The sequence below is a fragment of the Oscillibacter hominis genome (genome assembly GCF_014334055.1).
GTDB lineage: Bacteria > Bacillota > Clostridia > Oscillospirales > Oscillospiraceae > Oscillibacter > Oscillibacter hominis.
The window spans coordinates 1,671,933-1,690,472 of the sequence record NZ_CP060490.1 but is presented as its reverse complement, the minus strand read 5'-3'; the positions used below and the strand labels follow the sequence as shown (position 1 = coordinate 1,690,472).

General features: G+C 56.7%; 17 protein-coding genes. 6 read left to right on the top strand and 11 right to left on the bottom strand.

Going from position 1 to position 18,540, the window contains the following annotated elements:
• Positions 1-13 precede the first annotated feature (13 nt).
• The 7 genes from gcvPA to H8790_RS08425 form a co-directional block, all read right to left on the bottom strand.
• Positions 14-1,393 carry an aminomethyl-transferring glycine dehydrogenase subunit GcvPA gene (gcvPA, locus tag H8790_RS08455; RefSeq protein ID WP_187332109.1) on the bottom strand — a complete coding sequence of 460 codons (1,380 nt, stop codon included), beginning with the start codon at positions 1,391-1,393 and terminating at the stop codon, positions 14-16.
• Positions 1,394-1,409: 16 nt separating this feature from the next.
• Positions 1,410-2,726 carry a TRAP transporter large permease gene (locus tag H8790_RS08450; RefSeq protein ID WP_187332108.1) on the bottom strand — a complete coding sequence of 439 codons (1,317 nt, stop codon included), beginning with the start codon at positions 2,724-2,726 and terminating at the stop codon, positions 1,410-1,412.
• Positions 2,727-2,728: 2 nt separating this feature from the next.
• Positions 2,729-3,253, bottom strand: a complete 525-nt coding sequence (locus tag H8790_RS08445) for a TRAP transporter small permease subunit (RefSeq protein ID WP_187332107.1) — start codon at positions 3,251-3,253, stop codon at positions 2,729-2,731.
• 70 nt (positions 3,254-3,323) lie between these two features.
• Positions 3,324-4,379 carry a TRAP transporter substrate-binding protein gene (locus tag H8790_RS08440; protein ID WP_187332106.1) on the bottom strand — a complete coding sequence of 352 codons (1,056 nt, stop codon included), beginning with the start codon at positions 4,377-4,379 and terminating at the stop codon, positions 3,324-3,326.
• A gap of 68 nt (positions 4,380-4,447) precedes the next feature.
• The gene (locus tag H8790_RS08435; protein ID WP_187332105.1) at positions 4,448-5,608 is read right to left on the bottom strand and encodes a UxaA family hydrolase; all 1,161 of its coding nucleotides are present in this window, start codon (positions 5,606-5,608) and stop codon (positions 4,448-4,450) included.
• A gap of 7 nt (positions 5,609-5,615) precedes the next feature.
• Positions 5,616-5,861 carry a UxaA family hydrolase gene (locus tag H8790_RS14085; RefSeq protein WP_404821719.1) on the bottom strand — a complete coding sequence of 82 codons (246 nt, stop codon included), beginning with the start codon at positions 5,859-5,861 and terminating at the stop codon, positions 5,616-5,618.
• Between the two features lie 247 nt (positions 5,862-6,108).
• Positions 6,109-6,858, bottom strand: a complete 750-nt coding sequence (locus H8790_RS08425; protein WP_187332103.1) for a FadR/GntR family transcriptional regulator — start codon at positions 6,856-6,858, stop codon at positions 6,109-6,111.
• 336 nt (positions 6,859-7,194) lie between these two features.
• Between H8790_RS08425 and H8790_RS08420 the strand changes: the two genes are divergently transcribed.
• The 3 genes from H8790_RS08420 to H8790_RS08410 all read left to right on the top strand — a co-directional run bounded on the left by H8790_RS08420 (position 7,195) and on the right by H8790_RS08410 (position 10,063).
• Positions 7,195-7,599, top strand: coding sequence for a DUF2752 domain-containing protein (locus tag H8790_RS08420; protein ID WP_243208464.1), 405 nt, complete (start codon positions 7,195-7,197; stop codon positions 7,597-7,599).
• A gap of 225 nt (positions 7,600-7,824) precedes the next feature.
• Positions 7,825-8,859, top strand: a complete 1,035-nt coding sequence (gene tdh / locus H8790_RS08415; protein ID WP_243208463.1) for an L-threonine 3-dehydrogenase — start codon at positions 7,825-7,827, stop codon at positions 8,857-8,859.
• A gap of 16 nt (positions 8,860-8,875) precedes the next feature.
• Positions 8,876-10,063, top strand: a complete 1,188-nt coding sequence (locus tag H8790_RS08410; protein WP_187332102.1) for a glycine C-acetyltransferase — start codon at positions 8,876-8,878, stop codon at positions 10,061-10,063.
• 39 nt (positions 10,064-10,102) lie between these two features.
• On the opposite strand, the gene H8790_RS08405 is transcribed toward H8790_RS08410, so the two are convergent.
• From H8790_RS08405 to H8790_RS08390, 4 genes are all read right to left on the bottom strand, one after another.
• Positions 10,103-11,077, bottom strand: a complete 975-nt coding sequence (locus H8790_RS08405; RefSeq protein WP_187332101.1) for a nucleoside hydrolase — start codon at positions 11,075-11,077, stop codon at positions 10,103-10,105.
• Positions 11,078-11,175: 98 nt separating this feature from the next.
• Entirely contained in the window at positions 11,176-13,095 is a 1,920-nt protein-coding gene (locus tag H8790_RS08400; protein WP_187332100.1) for an ABC transporter ATP-binding protein, read from the bottom strand.
• Positions 13,095-14,843, bottom strand: coding sequence for an ABC transporter ATP-binding protein (locus H8790_RS08395; protein ID WP_187332099.1), 1,749 nt, complete (start codon positions 14,841-14,843; stop codon positions 13,095-13,097). The genes H8790_RS08400 and H8790_RS08395 overlap by 1 nt, the downstream gene beginning before the upstream one ends.
• 43 nt (positions 14,844-14,886) lie before the next feature.
• Complete coding sequence (locus tag H8790_RS08390; RefSeq protein ID WP_187332098.1) at positions 14,887-15,345, bottom strand: MarR family winged helix-turn-helix transcriptional regulator; 459 nt, start codon at positions 15,343-15,345, stop codon at positions 14,887-14,889.
• A 219-nt stretch (positions 15,346-15,564) separates the two neighbouring features.
• Here H8790_RS08390 and H8790_RS08385 point away from each other — a divergent pair, with 219 nt between their 5' ends.
• The 3 genes from H8790_RS08385 to H8790_RS08375 all read left to right on the top strand — a co-directional run bounded on the left by H8790_RS08385 (position 15,565) and on the right by H8790_RS08375 (position 18,526).
• Positions 15,565-16,053, top strand: coding sequence for an RNA polymerase sigma factor (locus H8790_RS08385; RefSeq protein WP_187332097.1), 489 nt, complete (start codon positions 15,565-15,567; stop codon positions 16,051-16,053).
• Positions 16,037-17,086: a DUF4179 domain-containing protein gene (locus H8790_RS08380; protein WP_187332096.1), complete on the top strand. Its 1,050-nt coding sequence runs from the start codon at positions 16,037-16,039 to the stop codon at positions 17,084-17,086. Before H8790_RS08385 ends, H8790_RS08380 begins: the two co-directional genes overlap by 17 nt.
• Positions 17,087-17,485: 399 nt before the next feature.
• Positions 17,486-18,526, top strand: coding sequence for a BMP family protein (locus H8790_RS08375; protein WP_187332095.1), 1,041 nt, complete (start codon positions 17,486-17,488; stop codon positions 18,524-18,526).
• Positions 18,527-18,540 lie beyond the last annotated feature (14 nt).

Sequence of the window (18,540 nt, the reverse complement as noted above, 5' to 3'; positions counted from 1 at the left end):
TGCATTCCTCCCTCTAACGGTGTACAGCAAGTATATGACTGAGGACCTCGAAGAGCTGGTCAATCTCTTTTTGGGTAGTCTTCTCGGTGACACAGACCAGCATGGACTGGCCCAGTTCCGGCAGCTGGCGGCTCAGGTCATAGCCGCCGAAGATACGCTCATCAAGAAGGGCTTTGTTGATCTCCCCCACCGTTTTGCCAGTGGCGTCAAAGTTCAACACAAACTCCTGAAAGCTGCAGCTGGCGGCAAAGGGCAGGGTCACGCCGGGAAGCTCCCGCAGCTTACATTTTGCATAGCGGCTTTTATAGAGAATGCTTTCCCCCAACTCCCGCATGCCCTCCGGCCCCATGACACTGAGGTAGACCGCGGCGGTAATGGCCCACAAGCCCACACAGGTGCCTAAAAATTCCACGCCGTTTTCGCGCCGGTTGTAGCTGGTGCGCTGAGGCAGGGCCCTGTTATAGCCGAATTGCCCTTTGGCGTTGCGGAAAATCATGTAAAGATGGTGGGGATAGTTCAGGATATACTGTTCCTCCTGGCGGGTGGCCAGATATCCGCCCAAGCCGGACCCATAGCTCATATGGATGCCCAAGGGCTGGATGTCGCCGCAGGCGATGTCGGCGCCGTAGTCCGCCGGAGGCGCAATGACGCCAAGGGAGGAAGGGTCGGCATAGACCACGAACTGGGCGCCGCAGGCATGGGCCAGCGCCCCAATTTCATCTGCCCGCTCCTCCAGGTGCCCCAAGAAGCTGGGATTTTGCAGCACGATGCAGGCGGACTCCGCCCCAGTCAGAGTCTTAAGCATTTGCAGGTCCACCTGTCCGGTAGAGTCAATAGGTATGGTAACCAGTTCCATACTGTCACAGTAACAGCGGATCTGGCTGAGCAGAGAGGGGCTGAAGGATGCAGGCACCAGGACTTGGGTCCTGCCGTTGATCCGGTGGGACATCATGATGGCCGTGCACAGGGCATGACCGCCGTCATAGGTGGGAAAGCTGACCACATCCATGTTCAGAAGTTCGCCCATCAGGCTGTTGAACTCAAAAAAAGCTTGGCATTTGCCGTGGTCCACATAGGTGTCCCCGCTGTAAGCGGTAAGAAATTCTGAGCGGCTGTTGATCTCATCACAGATCGCCGGCACATAGTGGTTATAACAGCCGGCGCCCAAGAAGCTGATATTCTCATCGCAGGTGCTGTTTTTGGAAAGAATGGAGTTCACATGGCGCTTTAACTCACTTTCTGACAGCAGTGGTTGTGGGAGGCACAGCGGCTCATGAGTGCGGGCTTCATCGGGAATGAAGCTGTATAGTTCCTTGATGGAGGACTTTCCAAGGTAATCCAGCATTTCGCGGCGGATTTTCGCATTACTGTTGGGAATGTATGGATAAGACATAATACACACCTCACAATCAGATCAGACGGTTGGGCAGCCAGGTGATCAGGCCGGGGAAGACCCAGCAGATGACCAGAGCTATGATCATCAGGCCGATGAACGGGATCACGGACCGGTAGATGTCTTTCAGACTGATTCCTTCGGGAACAATGGACTTGAGGAAAAACAGGTTGAACCCATAGGGTGGCGTCAGATAGGCCATCTGGAGGTTCAGCATAAAGAGCATGCAGAACCACAGCGGATCGATACCCAGCGATTCGATGATGGGGATGTAGATGGGGGCGGTGATGGTGATGACGGCATAGTCGTCCATGATGGCGCCCAGCACAAAGTTCAGCAGCATCATGCAGATCAGCACTGCTGTGGCGCCGCCGGGCAAAGCGGCGGCCGCATTCTTGAGCAATGTGCTGACACCCATGAAGTTGAAGGCGGTGCTCAGGATTTGGGCGCCGGTCAGAATCCATAAAATCATACCCATCAGCCGAAGCGTTCTGCGCAAAGCGTCCTTGAAGTTGCGGATGTTCAGCTTGCGCTTGAGTATGGCGATGAGGATGGACATGCCCGCTCCGATGCCGGCCGCCTCCGTGGTGGTGGCCATGCCGGTATAGATGGAGCCAAGGACGAAGACGATCAGAAGCGCCGGCGCGATGACCGCCTTGGAGGCTTTCAGCTTTTCCCGGAAGGAGACCCGCTCTTCCTTGGGTATAGCGGGGCACAGGCTGGGGGTAATGGCACAGCGGATACCGATGTAAATGCAGTAGAGGATGGCACAGAGAATACCAGGGATTACGCCGGCAAAGAACAGCCGTCCCACGGAGACAGTCTTGGTGTATTGGGACAGGATGACCATGGGGATGCTGGGGGGGATGATGATGCCAAGGACACCTCCGGCTGCAATAACGCCCATGGCGATGTGTTTGTCGTAGCCACGATTCATCATGGAGGGCAGGGCGATAAGTCCCATGGTGACAGTGGCCGCGCCGCTTCCGCCGCACATGGCCGCAAAGATGGCGCAGATCACTACGGTACCCATGGCCAGGCCACCCCGTACGCCGCCCAGCCATTTGTAGAAGCAGTCGTACATTTCATCTGCAATCCCGGACTTCTCCAGAATGTTGGCCATGAGCAGAAACATAGGGATAGCCACATAGTTGTCGCCGCAGAAGGTGGACCAGACACTGTTGGCGATGGTCAGATAACCGGAGGGCCCCCAGAAGATTAAAATGGTAAGGATTCCTACGCCGCCAAGGGCAAAGGGAATGGGCATTCCGCTGGTCATAAAGATCAGCATCATGACCAAAACGGCCAGTAAAACAAACAAAGATCCATCCATGCTCATTGGCCCTCCTTCCGGTTGGCGGGATATGGTTCGTTATAGCGCAGGACATAAAGGTTTTTAAAGAGGACGGACAGCCCCTGCAGCATAAGCAGTACGCATCCGGCAGCGACAATGGTCTTGCTCCAATAGTAGGGGACACGGAGTACGGTGGAGCTGACCATGTGCTTTTCCCAAGCCGTCTGGGCGGACACAATGCACTGCCAAGTGGTCATGGAGATGAACAGGGCAAAAATCAAAAAAGTGATGATATCCAACAGCGCCTTGGTGCGCAGGCTGAACTTTTCATACAGTAGGTCCACCCGGACAAAGGAATCACTGAGATAGGCATATGCGCCGCCAAAGGCGCCGATCAAAATCACGCACTGCTCACAGATATCAGCAACCCAGATGGTGGGGCTGTTGAAAATATACCGGGCCACCACCTCGAACATCAGAGAGAAAACCATGATGCAGAGGATCCATTTCGTGCACTCTCCAGCAATCTGGCTGATGGAGTCGATGACTTTCACTGCTTTTTTCATACGAAAATCCTTTCTCTACGGAAACGGATAGGGGCATAGGTGTGGCTATGCCCCTATCCGCATCATAGATTCACTTGTTGTTGGCCCAGTCCAGGATGAGCTGGAAGCCGTCGGAGATATCCGGATACTTTGCCTGCATGTCCTCAAGGACCTGATTGCCCTTGGAGATGAACCCAGTCTTGGCCTCATCGGTGAGTTCTACAAACTCCACGCCATATTTAGCTGCATCGTCGTAAACGGTCTCCTCCGCCTTTTCAGAGGCGGCGTACAAATCCCAGAAAAACTCCTGCAGCGCAGTATAGAGGTTTTGCTGGATATCCTCAGGAAGCGCCTCCCAAGCGTCGATGTTGAAAATAAAGTCTTGGGGGGAGCCAGCCATGACGCAGGGGATACAGTACTTGACCACCTCGCAGAACCCCATGGTGACCAGTTCGGGCAGACTGTACTGTGTGCCTTCGATGGTACCCAGCTTCAAAGCCATATAGATATCGCTGCCCGACATGGTAACAGTGGAGGCGCCGCAGGCTACATAAAAGTCGTTGTTGGAGGAGGTAGCACGAACAATATGCCCCGTCAGGTCATCCACAGTTTCCACCTTGAAGGTGGTGAACAGGCTTTGACTGCCGCAGGGTGCGTAGCCACCGTAGATCAGGCCGGCCTTGTAGTACTCCTCCCGCAAAAAGTCATTGAGCCCCGCTTCGTAAAAGCAGTCATAGGTCTCCTCCTTAGTGTTGAAGAAGAAAGGAGGGACGGTTTCGCAGTAGGCGGCGGAGACAAACTGACAGTTGTAATTGGGGGAAGAGATAGCGCCTTGGATGGTGCCGTTGGCCACGGAGGCAGGAATGTCTGCCGCAGAGCACAGCGTATCAGGCTCATAGAGTTCAACAACCACGCGGCCCTCGGTGACCTTTTCGATCAGAGCCTTAAGCATGGGCATCTGCACATCCCAGCACTGGTCGCCAGGGCCGTAAGCCGCTTCGATCTTCCACACCACGGGGGTAATTTCCTCGCTGGAAAAACCGGAGGACGCAGAGCCATCGGAGGATGTCCCACTGCCATTGCCGCCGCAGGCGGCCAGGGAACATACCATGGAAAGTGCCAGGGCTAAGGTCAAAAACTTCTTCATGTCTAACGCTCCTTTTTTATAATTTGAATCCTGTTTGGGAATGCTCTTTTTTGATCCACACCATATGGCTACAATCTGGAGATGCAAAACAGTTCCGCGTGCCTCATTGCTTCTGCATGGGGAGTTTTTCCCCCAGCAGCCTCCAGCACCATCCGGAACAAGTCTTCTCCTGCAGCGAGAATGGTATTGCTGCCGTCAATGATACCGCCGGCATTGTAGTCAATATTTTCCCGCATCTTTTCATAGGTCCGGCTGTTGCCTGTGACTTTGATCACCGGGACAAAGGGAAAACCAGTAGGAGTTCCCCGACCGGAGGTAAATACGATTACTTGGGCACCGCCGCCCACCATCCCAGTGACTACTTCGCCGTCATGGCCAGGAGAGTCCATCAAATAAAGTCCTCGGCCACCAGGAGTTTCACAGTACTCCACAACACCGCAGATGGGGCGGCTACCGGATTTATAGATGTTGCCAAGGGCCTTTTCTGCCACGGTGGAGACGCCACCGTCAAAGTTGCCGGTTGAAATCAGGGCACTGCGGTTTTGATACTTGGGATCTGTGCCGGCAACGCGGAGTTTGTCTTCCATGCGCCGAATGGTGTCTAAGATATCTTCCGCTACTTTGGAGTTCGCTGCCCGGGCGGCCAGGATGTCCTCGGCCCCCAAAAGCTCCGTCACCTCGGAAAAAAGGACCGTTCCACCGTGGTCAACTACCAGGTCACTCATGGCCCCCACCGCCGGATTGGCGGAAATGCCGGAGGTAGCGTCGGTGCCACCGCACTTTACACCCACGCTCAGTTCGCTGATATCAATGGGCTGGCGTTGAATAGTTGATGCCTCCTCCACCATCCGATGGGCCAGCCGGACACCTTTTTCCACGGCACGAAGGGTATCGCCCTCCTCTTGAATGATCACCTGAGCCACTGGTTTCCGACTCTTTTGCAACCCTTCCACAAATTCTTTGACCGTGAATCGCTCACAGCCCAAACCCACTACGATGACTCCAGCCAGATTGGGATGATTGCCCATGGCAATCAGCGTCTGGGCGGTGCGCTCCAGATCGGCGCCCACCTGGCTGCACCCCACGGGATGGGTCAGGCACACTGTGCCCGCCACCTGCTGGGAGATCATTTCGGCCACCCGGTTGGCACAGAAAACGGAAGGAATAATTCCGATGTAGTTGCGTACACCAGCTTGGCCGTCCAGCCTGCGATATCCATAAAATTCCATGACTTTCTCACCTCCCCCGTTCGCTTTCAATATTGTGTCTGTGTACCCATGTGCCCTTTGAAATGGGGGCGGTGGCGTAGCCGATTTTGTGTCCGTACTTCAAAACAGTGGCGCCTGACTGTAGGTCCGCCAAGGAGATTTTGTGGCCAAAAGCGATAGACTCTTTTGCAGTGCATTCCAAGTTGCCGCAAAAGCAGAGGTCACCGGGACCTGCGTCCTCTAAAAGGACACCCACATTGTCCCTTGGGTCCATAATGAGCATTTTTTTTCTTGACATAGTTCCACTCCCTGTGATTTGGTTTGATAAGCCTATAAAAAGCGGCATGCCTATATTGAGGCATGCCGCTTTTACGCTATGCTGCCCATCCAATTGACTATTTCACGGAAGCAGAACAATGACACTCCCGCAGTATTATAGATGCTCCACCGGTGGGATATCTGCGGGGGCATCATAAAAAGCTGAACAAGTCAGCAGAACAAGTCATTTGGATAAGCGCCTGCTATTGGTTAATAAGGCCGTTAAAATCGAACTGCACTGGATTGTTTTTTAGGTGGATATACACGTCCGCCAGATGGGCCTCCATCAGCCGTTTGGCTTTGATACCGTCTCGTTCCTGAAGAGCCTGATTGATTTTACGGTGGAAGCGGAGGGTTTTCTGCCTGTCCGCCACGGGCATTCTGGAAAGTCTTTCCTGCATTTGACTGTGAATCATTGTACTCATGGTCTGCATCAACTTCAGACAAAGCTGGCTGTGGGCGCAAACCACGATCTGCATGTGGAAAGCATAGTCGATCTTTTCAAAGGAAATGTAATCAGACTCGAGATTGGCTTCCATATCCGATACCAGGGAGGATAGTCGTTCCAAATCTTCCTTGGTGGCTGCAACAGCCGCAGTGGCTACCATCTCCACCTGAATGGCCCGGCGCAACTGAAAGATTTCAATGTTGGTGGTCTTGTCAAACATCAGGATGTAGATGAGGGACAGATAACAATTGGAGTCATCGGGCCGGTTGACACTAATGCCTTTGCGGGGGCTGACCGAGACAATGCCCAGAAATTCTAACACTCGAAGTGCCTCACGCAAAGTGGGGCGGCTTACATTTAGCGTGGCCATCAAATCTTTTTCCGTATAAAGGTAATCTCCATATTTCAATTCGCCCGAGGCCACCAAATTCACAATTTTTCCGACAATGAGTAAATAAGCTTTTGGGCTTTTTACGGGACTGATTATCCCGCCAAAGTTATCCATATCAAGTCCTCCTCTTTCTAAAACAAATCCAGGGATTACGAAAATTTACCATCTTCGGTAATTGTATAACATTTGTATAGAAAGAGCAAGAAATTATATATCTCAACATAATAAGTTCAATAAGATCAATGAGTTAACTAAATAATAAAAAGTGAGAAGCAAAATGTCAAGAGTATTTCAAAAAAATACGATAAATTGGATGAATAAACAAAATTAAGAGCCTTTTCTTGGGTAATTGGACCTAAAGCAGTGGAATTCCTCTTTGCAGGCGGGATTGCCAGCAAGGTAGAAGTGTACTATAATAAATCAATCCTCCTTCAGAAAAGAGGAAGCGTTGTGAAAACAAAGGATGATGTGGTCTATTGGACGGTTTGGTGTTCCCTGATCGTGCTGGGAATACTGTTTTTAATCTGGCTTTTTCCGCTGGGGCAGCCTACGGTGCCGGAGTGCTGGTTTTACCGGTCCTGGCATGTGTACTGCCCCGGCTGCGGGGGGACGCGGGCGGTGGCCGCTCTGCTTCGGGGGCAGTTGCTCCAGTCGCTGTATTATCACCCGGCGGTGCTTTTTACAGTGGGGTCGGTGACTGCCTATCAGTGCAGCCAGACAATTTGGCGCCTGCGGGACAGGCGTGGCTGGGTGCTGCGCTACAGCGACCGGTGGCTGCTGGTGCTTCTGATGCTGCTGGTGCTCAACTGCACGGTGCGCAATGTGCTGTGGTTTGGTTTCCGTATCCCTCTTTAAAAAATGAATGTAATGGGAAAAGACTGCGGCAGATGCCGCAGTCTTTTCTGCTCTTGTGAGAAATTCACAAATGCAGCTTCAAAATCTTGTTTTCAATTCTAAGGCTCAAATCAGTTTGTCCACATAATACGGACAAAATTTAAAATAATGTATTGCCATTCGGGGAAAAGCGTAGTAAACTGAGCATAGAAGGTCAAAGGGAGTAATTGAAGGGGGAACGCGCATATGCAAAACTGGATGGACGCCATTGTAAAGCCCACTGCCGCCCCGGGGTTGGAACTGCGGAAAGTTCCAGTGCCGGAGCCGGGACCGGGCGAGGTGCTGATCCGCGTACACAAGACAGCCATCTGTGGAACAGACGTGCACATCTACGATTGGAACGAGTGGTCCGCCCAGCATGTAAAGCCGCCCATGGTGATTGGCCATGAATACGTGGGGGAAATTGCGGAGTTGGGCGCAGGCGTTACAGGGCTGCGGGTTGGCCAGCGGGTCAGCGGAGAGGGCCATATCACCTGCGGACACTGCCGCAACTGCCACAACGGCAACATCCAGTGGTGCAAGAACACCAGCAGCGTAGGCGTGGACCGGGACGGAGCATTTGCGGAATATGTCTGCATCCCCCAGTCCAATGTGATCCTCATTGACGAAAACCTGCCGGAGGATGTGGTGTCCTTTTTCGACGCTGTGGGCAACGCCACCCATACGGCGCTGATGTTCGACCTGGTGGGTGAGGATGTGCTCATCACCGGCGCCGGCCCCATCGGCGTCATTGCCGTGGGCATCTGCAAATACGCCGGCGCGCGACGGGTGGTGATCACCGACGTCAATGAATACCGCCTGGACCTGGCCCGGAAGATGGGTGCGGACGCGGCGGTGAACATCGCCAGAGAGGATATCCACGAGGTGATGCAGAAGCAGGGGCTGACCGAGGGCTTTGACGTGGGACTGGAGATGTCCGGCAACGGCGGCGCCTTTGCCCAGATGGTGGGCGTGATGCGCAACGGCGGAAAGATTTCCCTCCTGGGGCTGGGCAACGGGCCCATCTCGGTGGACATGAACGACATCATTGGCAAGGGGCTGACGCTCCAGGGCATCTACGGCCGGAAGATGGATAACTGGCACAAGATGTCCTATATGGTACAGGGTGGGTTGGACCTGACCCCGGTGATCACCCACCGCTTCCACTATACGGATTTTGAACAGGGCTTTGAAGCCATGCACAGCGGAAAGTCCGGCAAGGTTGTACTCAACTGGATGTGAGAAAAGGAGGAAGACTATGAAAACCGCATTGGAAGACTACCGCGCCGCGCTGGAGGAGATTCGGGCCTCCGGCACCTACAAGGAAGAGCGGATCATCACCACACCACAGCGCTCCCGGATCGACACCACCGCCGCAAAGCAGGTGGTGAATATGTGCGCCAACAACTACCTGGGCCTCAGCGACCATCCTGAGCTGATTGCCGCAGCAAAGGCCAGCTACGACCAGTGGGGCTTTGGCCTCTCCTCCGTCCGCTTCATCTGCGGCACCCAGCAGATCCACAAGGATCTGGAGCGCGCCATCGCCGGATTTGTGGGGACAGAGGACGCCATTTTATATTCCTCCTGCTTTGACGCCAACGGAGGCCTTTTTGAGACGCTGTTGGGGGAGAAGGACGCGGTGATCTCCGACGAGCTGAACCACGCCAGCATCATCGATGGCGTCCGGCTGTGCAAGGCCCACCGCTACCGCTATCGGAACAACGACATGCAGGACCTGCGCGCAAAGCTCGAGGAGGCCCGTGCTGCTGGCTGTGAAAAGATTCTGATTGCCACTGACGGTGTATTCTCCATGGACGGCTATATCGCCAACCTGAAGGGCATCTGCGACCTGGCGGATGAGTATGACGCCATGACAATGGTGGACGACAGCCATGCCGTGGGCTTTATGGGCCCCCATGGTCGGGGCACCTGCGAGTACTGCGGCGTCATGGGCCGGGTGGATATCATCACCGGTACCTTTGGCAAGGCCATGGGCGGCGCCTCCGGCGGCTACACCGCCTCTCACCGGGAGATTGTGGACCTGCTGCGCCAGCGCTCCCGGCCTTACCTCTTCTCCAATTCCCTGGCCCCGGCCATCTGCGCCGCCACGCTGCGCACCATTGAGCTGCTGGAGGAATCCACCGCGCTGCGGGATAAGGTCCATGAAAACGCCGACTATTTCCGTCGTGAGATGGAGCGGTGCGGTTTTGACCTGCTGCCCGGGGAGCACCCCATTGTGCCGGTGATGCTCTACGACGCAAAGACCGCCCAGGAGTTTGCCGCCCGGATGCTGGATAAGGGCGTCTATGTGGTTGGCTTCTGTTATCCCGTGGTGCCCAAGGGGCGGGACCGCATCCGCACCCAGATTTCCGCGGGCCACACAAAAGAGGATCTGGACTTTGCCGTTCAGTGCTTCCGGGAAGTCAAGGAAGAAATGGGACTCTAAATGAAAAAGGAGGAAGGCACGCCTTCCTCCCTTTTTCATTCAGGCCTTCGGACCTTTGGCCATGGCCTCCTTCACCATGCGGTGGTAGAGGGCACAGTCGGAGCCGTAGCTCACATAGGTGTTGACAGAGCGGTCGTTTTCGTTGCGGTGCTCCACAATGAGCATGCCGTCGGCAAAGCCGCCGCTGATGTCGATGTTGCATCGCTGGCGCCGCAGGTCCGTGATCACGGCTGGGTTCAAAAGATAGGCGATGGCCAGGGGGTCATGCACCGGCTCCAGCGTGCCGTCGCTCCAGCCCAGATGCCGGCTGGCCTCGGCCCGTATGCGGATCAGGTCGGCGGCAAAGGCGCCGGAGGCAGTGCCCAGGGCCTCCAACTCGCCGGCCTCGGCAAGGGTGAACGGGGAGGCCATGGTGGCGTTGAGGGTGATGCAGGTGACCTTTACGCCGGAATCCAGGACGATTTTGGCAGCCTCCGGGTCGTGGAAGAAGTTGGCCTCCGCCACTGGCGTCACGTTGCCCATGTCCACGGCGCCGCCCATGAACACCACCTCGGCCACATGGTCCCGGATGCGGGGCTCCATACGGAAGGCCAGACCTAAATTGGTGGGCGGCCCCACGGCAACCAGCGTCACCGGTTCCTGAGCGGCCATCAGGGTCTCCACCAGGAAGGAGACGGCGTGCTTGCCCTGCACATGGCCCCTGGCGGGCGGCAGGGGCATGGCGGCGGGGTGGATGGTGTACTCCACGCCGTCCTCAATGATGCTCACATCGTTGGGGATGTGCCGGGCGGGCAGCAGGTGGCGGACCATGGGCTCCGGGCAGCCCTGGTAGACCGGGACGTCGGAGCCCAACAGCTCCAGCACCTGAAGGGTATTTTGCGCGCAGGCCTCCACCGGCCGGTTGCCCCAGCAGACGGTGACGCCCAAGAGGTCAAAGGCGCCGCTGAGCACCGCCAGCATGATGGCGATGGCATCGTCGCTGCCGGTGTCCACATCCAAGATCAGTTTTCTCATGGAAAAACGCTCCCTTTCTTTTGTTGCATCCAGTATACATGATTTTACAGCGCTGGGAAAGGGAAAAGTCAGGCAAATTTCTTTGCCTGACTTTTTTATCATCCGGCCTGATTGCCGGTATAGAGCTGATAGTAGCGGCCCTTCTGCTCCAGCAGCTCCTCGTGGGTTCCCCGCTCAATGATGCGGCCCTGTTCCAGAACCATGATGCAGTCGGAGTTACGGACGGTGGAGAGCCGGTGCGCGATGACAAAGGTGGTCCGGCCGTACATCAATCCGTCCATACCCTCCTGAACCAGCTTCTCCGTGCGGGTGTCGATGGAGGAGGTGGCCTCATCCAAAATCAGCACCGGAGGATCGGCCACCGCCGCCCGGGCAATGGCGATCAGCTGGCGCTGGCCCTGGGAGAGGTTGGCGCCGTCGCCGGTGAGCATGGTGTTGTAGCCGTCGCTCAGGCGGGTGATGAAGCCGTGGGCATTGGCCAGCTGGGCCGCGGCCACGCACTCTTCATCGCTGGCATCCAGTCGCCCGTAACGGATGTTCTCCATCACCGTGCCGGTGAAGAGGTGGGTGTCCTGAAGGACGATGCCCAGAGAGGTGCGCAGATCCGCCTTTTTGATCTTGTTGATGTTGATGCCGTCATAGCGGATCTTGCCGTCCTGTATGTCGTAAAACCGGTTGATGAGGTTGGTGATGGTGGTCTTGCCCGCGCCGGTGGAGCCCACGAAGGCAATCTTCTGGCCGGGGTTGCCGTAGAGCCTGATGTCGTGGAGGACCAGCTTATTTTCGTCGTAGCCGAAGTCCACATCGTCGAAGACGATGCTGCCCTGCACCTCCGTGTAGGTAACGGTGCCGTCGGCCAGGTGGGGGTGCTTCCAGGCCCAGATGCCGGTGCGCTCGTCGCTTTCCTCCAGGGAGCCGTCCGCGTTGCGCTTCACGCGGACCAAGGTGACATAGCCGCTGTCCTCCTCGCCCGGTTCATCCAGCAGGGCGAACACGCGCTGGGCACCGGCCAGGGCCATGACCACGCTGTTGGCCTGCTGGCTGATCTGGGCCACAGGCTGGGTAAAGCTCTTGTTCAGCGTCAAAAAGGAGACCAGCGTGCCCAATGTGAGGCCGGTATAGCCGGTCACCGCCAGCAGCGCGCCCAACACGGCGCAAAGCGCATAGCTGCAGTTGCCTAACTGGGCGGCAGCGGGCATCATGACGTTGGCGAACTTGTTGGCGCTGTCGGCGCTCTTTCGGAGATTCTCGTTCAGCTCCAGGAAGCGGTCCAGGCTCTCCTGCTCATGGCAGAAGACCTTCACCACCTTCTGGCCCTCCATCATCTCCTCCACATAGCCGTTGACTGCACCTAAGTTTTTCTGCTGCTCCACAAAATACTTGGAGGACTTGGAGGCCAGCTTCTTACTGACAAACAGGATCAGTGCGATCATCAGGCAGGTAAGGATGGTCAGGGGAATGTCCAGGAGCACCATGCTGATGAAGACGCTGACAATGGTCACCGCGCTGGACACCAGCTGGGGCAGGCTCTGGGAGATCACCTGGCGCAGCGTGTCAATGTCGTTGGTATACACGGACATGATGTCTCCGTGGGCGTTGCGGTCAAAGTAGGAGATCGGCAGGCTCTCCATATGGGTGAAGACCTGGGTGCGCAGGGTCCGCATGGTGCCCTGGGACACATTGATCATGATGCGGTTGTAGCTCCAGGAGCAGAGAATACCCAAGCCGTAGATCACGGCCAGACGGCTCAGGGCCGTGAGAAGCCCGGAGAAGTCCCGGCTGCCGCTGGCCACCATGGGCGTGATATAGTCGTCGATGAGGCTCTGGAGGAACAGCGCGCCCTGAACGGTGGCCAAAGTGCTGCCGATGATGCAGACCAGGACCACCAGGCAGTGCAGCCAGTAGTTTTTGAACACGATCCCCGTCAGGCGTTTTAAAATTTTTCCGGGATTGTCCACATGGGGACGGGGACCGCGCATCCGCCCGCCGGGGCCCCGCATGGTTCTTTGCTGTGCCATCAGTCCTCACCTCCGATTTTATCAAAGTCGCCGCCCTGGGTCTGGCTCTCGTAGACCTCGCGGTAGATGGAATTGTTTTGCAGCAGCTCCTCGTGGGTGCCGAAGCCGCTCACGCGCCCGTCGTCCAACACCAGGATGCGGTCGGCGTCCTGGACGCTGGAGATGCGCTGGGCGATGATCAGCTTGGTGGTGCCGGGAATCTCCTCCCGGAAGGCCTGGCGGATTTTGGAATCCGTGGCAGTATCCACCGCAGAGGTGGAATCGTCCAAGATCAGGACTTTGGGCTTTTTCAGCAGCGCCCGGGCAATGCACAGCCGCTGCTTCTGTCCGCCGGACACGTTGGTGCCGCCCTGCTCGATGTGGGTTTCATACTTGTCGGGCATCTTCTGGATGAATTCATCGGCGCATGCCAAGCGGCAGGCCCGTTCACACTCCTCCTCTGTGGCGTCCTTGTCGCCCCAGCGCAGGTTCTCCAAAATGGTGCCGGAGAAAAGCACGTTCTTCTGCAGCACCACGGATACCTGGTTGCGCAAGGCATCCAGGTCATAGCTGCGCACGTCCCTGCCGCCCACCTTGACGCTGCCCTCGGTCACGTCGTAGAGCCGGGAGATCAGGTTTACCAGGCTGGATTTGGCGCTGCCGGTCCCGCCGATGATGCCGATGGTCTCCCCGGAGCGGATGTGGAGGTCGATGTCCTGGAGCACCGGGGCGCCGCTGCCCTTTTGGTAAGCAAAGGAGACATGGTCGAAGTCCACGCTGCCGTTGGGAATCTCTGTCTCAGCCTGCGGGGGATTGTGGAGGTCGCTGGATTCGTTCAGCACCTCCGAGATCCGCTGGGCGCTGGCGGCGGACATGGTGATCATGACAAAGACCATGGAGAGCATCATCAGGCCCATCAGGATATTCATCACATAGGAGAAGAGCTGGGTCAGCTGGCCGGTGGTCAGGCTGCCGCCCACGATCATCTGCGCGCCCAGCCAGCTCAGGCCGAGGTTGCAGCCGTAGACAGCCAGCATCATGGACGGGAAGGTAAAGGAGATGCGGCTCTCCGTCTTGACAAAGAGGCGGTAGAGGTTGTCGGCGGCGGTGCGGAATTTCTCGTTTTCATAGGCCTCCCGGACAAAGCTCTTCACCACCCGGATGGCGGAGACATTTTCCTGCACGCTGGCGTTCAGGTCGTCGTATTTGCGGAACACCTGACGGAACATTTTGCTGGCCGGCACCATGATGGCCAGCAGCACAATGACCAGAAACACCATGGCCACCAGGAATACGGAGCTCAGGCTGGGACTGATGGAAATGGCCATCACCAGGGCGCAGAGCATGGTCACCGGAGCCCGCACGCACATGCGCAGGATCATCTGGAAGGCATTTTGCAGATTGGTGACGTCCGTGGTCAGGCGGGTGATGAGCCCCGCGGTGCTGTATTTATCAATATTGGAAAAGCTGAAGGTCTGGATGTTGCGGTACATGTCCGCGCGCAGGTTGCATGCAAAGCCGGTGGACGCCCTGGCGGCAAAGCGGCCGGCCAGAACGCCGAACAGCAGCGCCATGGCCGCGGCCAAAATCATGAACAGGCCGAACTGGTACACGTGCCCCACGTTGCCGGCCTCGATGCCATCGTCGATGATCGAGGCCATCAGCAGCGGGATCAGCGTCTCCATCACAGACTCCAGCACAGTGAACAGCGGCGCCAGGATCGAGTCCTTCCTGTATTGCCCGACCCGTGCGCTTAAGGTTTTCAGCATGAAAAATCCTCCTATTTTGAGTTGCGTTTCAGTGGAGGGAAACTCACTCCACGTTCTTTTGTACCTTTCGGAGCAGCCGCAGCAGCTCCGTCACTTCTTCCTCGGTGAGGCCGGTCCGGAGCAGCTGCTCAAACTGCTCCATCCCCTGGGTGATCTGGTGGAACAGGCGCACTGATTTCTCGGTCGGCACAATTTTCTTCAGCCGCGCGTCCCTGGCCACTCCGGTCCGGGTGATCAGCCCATTGTCCTCCATCAGCGTGAGCATCTTGGAGGCGGTGGAGCGGCTGATGGAGAAAACGGCCTCAATGTTGTACTGGAACACATCATGGTCTTTGTGTATGCACAGATACCCGATGACCTGCCCCTGCATCTGTGTAACCTCCCGGTTCAATGCCATTTGGATCATAGCCTCCGCCCTGCGGTTGATCTTGTTGGTCAGCACACGCAGCTGGTGTGAAATGGACTCCTGCCGGAACGGGGCATTGGTATCCGGGCAAAACATGCAATCCCTCCTTTCAATTGTTTGCTTGCAAATTGTTCGATGTCAAACATTATAGCGCGGGGAAAAGGAATGTCAAGGAGAGACCTGTGAATTTTTTGAAAATAAGAAATAGAGGAATCCCGGTGAAAGGATTTCCCCGCTTTGGTCGTATTACAGATGAAAGCGACATGGCCATGGCGCTGATGCGGCGGGACGCCGCAAGCAAAGGAGTGAACCGTGATGGATCAGAACACCCGGGCGGAGTATTTGGTGAATACGTACGCGGACACCATTCTCCGGCTGAGTTACAGTTATTTGAAAAACACAGAGGATGCAAAGGACGTGTGCCAGAACGTATTGGTGAAACTCATGTCAGAGGAGCGGGACTTTGCAAGCAGGGAGCATGAGAAGGCCTGGATTCTGCGCACGACGGCAAACGCCTGCAAGGACGTGCTGAAAAGCCCGTGGCGCAAAAGGGTCTGTGACCTGGAAGCCTGCGCGGAGGTGGCGGCTCCGGAGCAGCCGGACGGCGCAGTGCTTGCGGCGGTGAATGAGCTTCCGCCCCACTACAGGGCCGTGATCTACCTTTATTACTATGAGGGATACCAGGCCGGGGAGATCGGGGAGCTTCTGGGTATCCCCACCGCCACGGTCCACACCCGTCTGGCCCGGGGCAGGGCAAAATTGAGAGATTTATTTGGAGGAGCAGCATATGGAGAATCTGTTTGAATACCGCAGGGAGCTGGACTCCCTCCGCTTCAGCGATGAGGAAAAGGCCCGGCTGATCGGTGAACTGGCGGCGGCCCAGCCCAAGGCCCACCGCCGCCCGGTGAAGCGGATGGTCCTGGTGGCCGCCGCCCTGACAGCCGTCCTGGTGGTGGGCGCCGGAGCCACAGGCGTGCTGAAAGACGCCGTGGAGGTCTTTTCCCCGCTGTTGGGCGGTTCCGTAGCCCAGACGGAGGTCATCGACAAAATCGGCCGGCCCATCGGCGCCGGCGACACGGACAAGGGCGTGACCATCACCGCCGACGCCATCATCGGCGACCAGTACAACGCCTGCATTGTCTACACCATCAGCCGGGACGACGGCACGCCTCTTCTGCCGGAGGACATCGGCTCCCACCAGCTGTTGGTGGGCGGCACCGGCGGCACGGACCTCAATGTCCGGGGCGGCACCCATGGCTCCGCCTGGTTCGTGGATGAGGTCCCCGGTGACGATACCATCCAGTACGTGGAGACCATCAGCGCCGACAGCCCCCTGACCCACACCACCGCAAAGGCGGAGTTTGACGGGCTGTACTGGCTCGATGAGGATCAGGGGAAGCGGGTGCCCATCGTGGAAGGGCATTGGAAGTTCCGCTTTGACGTGGACTATGAGGACGCATCCGTGTCCCTGGGCGGCGGAAAGACCTTTGAGCAGGACGGCATGACCTTTGCCATCAAGGATGTCCTGGTCTCTCCTGTGGCAGTCCGGGTGGAATATGAGGTGGACAGCGAGGTAAATTGGAGCAACGCGCCCAGCGGACGGGTCAGCGACGCGGACCAACGCGCCCAACAGCGTTACTTTGAGAATGTGGAGGTCCTGCTGACCAAGTCCGACGGCACGGTCATGGATCTCTCCTCTTCCGGCGGCAGTATCCGGCCTGAAAATGGGAAGACCCATTGCGTCAAGGGCGAGGTGCTGGAACAAGTGATCCCCATTGAGGAAATGGAGAGCCTGAGCGTGGGCGGAATTGTATTCCCCATCCAGAACAACGGCTGACCGGTCAAACAGGTTTTTAACAAAAAAGAGGTGAAACGTTGGTGTTCACCTCTTTTTTTGTTTGTTTACCTAACAAAAAATTAGATTTCTATTATAAGTAAAAGTGATATATAACTATCTTCCTATCCGCATGGGGCGGACATTGGTGAACTTTGCCAGTTCCTACAAAAAGCAAAAATTTGACAAAAAATCAGTGTACAAACGCGAAAATACCCCCTATAATCCCACTTGTGCCGCAAGTGCTTTTTGGGAACCCCCAGAGGGATTTGCGCGGCCAGGCCCTGCAACAGCGGGGCCAGTTGCGGTTCCTTTCCGCTTTGCGGAATGAAATAAACGGAAGCTTCTCCCGGGAGAACGGGGGGCTCTGAGAGGAACAAAATTGAAGGAGGAAGATATCAAATGAAAAAAGTAGTGTCTCTGATCCTGACCCTGATGATGGTGCTCTCCCTGGCAGCGTGCGGCGGCAACGGCGGCGGCAGTGCCTCCGGCTCCGGTAGCGGCAGTGCCTCCGGTTCCGCAGGCAGCGGAGAATACGATGCCAAGGTGGCGCTGTGCCTGGTGGGTCCCGCCAATGACGGCGCATGGAGCAGCTATGCATACAACGCGGTGATGGCTGCCAAGGAGCTCTACAACATTGATGTGAAATATACGGAAAACGTGAAGCCCACCGATATGGAGGCCGTCTTCACCGACTACGCCGCCCAGGGCTTTGACCTGATCATTGGCCACAGCTTCTCCTTCGGCGACGCGGCACTGGCCGTGGCCGAGCGCTATCCCGACGTATCCTTTGCCATCATTGACGGCACGGTGGAAGCGGACAACGTGGCCTCCTACAACCTGAAGACCCAGGAATCCGGCTACATCCAGGGCGTGCTGGCCGCCGCCATGAGCGAGAGCGGCAAGATCGGCGCCGTGGCCGGCGTGGAGGGCCCCGCCATCATCAAGGTCGTGGAGGCCTACAAGGTGGGCGCCAAGGCCCAGAACCCCGACATCGAGGTGATGACCGCCTACACCGGTTCCTTTGACGACGCAGCCAAGTCCAAGGAGGCTGCCCAGGCCATGATCGACAAGGGTGCCGACATCATCATGGGCGGTGCCAACCAGAGCAACGCCGGCATGATCAAGGCCTGCGAAGAGGCGGACATCTACTGCATGGGCGAGCTGGACCAGCAGAACCTGGCTCCTCAGAACGTGCTGCTGTGCAACCTGTCCGACATTGAGAATTTGGTGTCCGTGGCTGTGAAGGAAGTGGTGGAAGGCACCTTCTCCGGCGGCATCCATGAGTACGGCTACGCCGACAACGTGCTGAGCCTCACCGATTACGGCGAGCTGGACAGTGAGGTTCCCCAGGAGGTCAAGGACCTGGTCGCCGAGACCATGGAAAAAATCAAAAGCGGCGAGATCGAAGTGCCCCGCATCGAGCAGATCACCAACGACTGATTCCTGAATTGAAA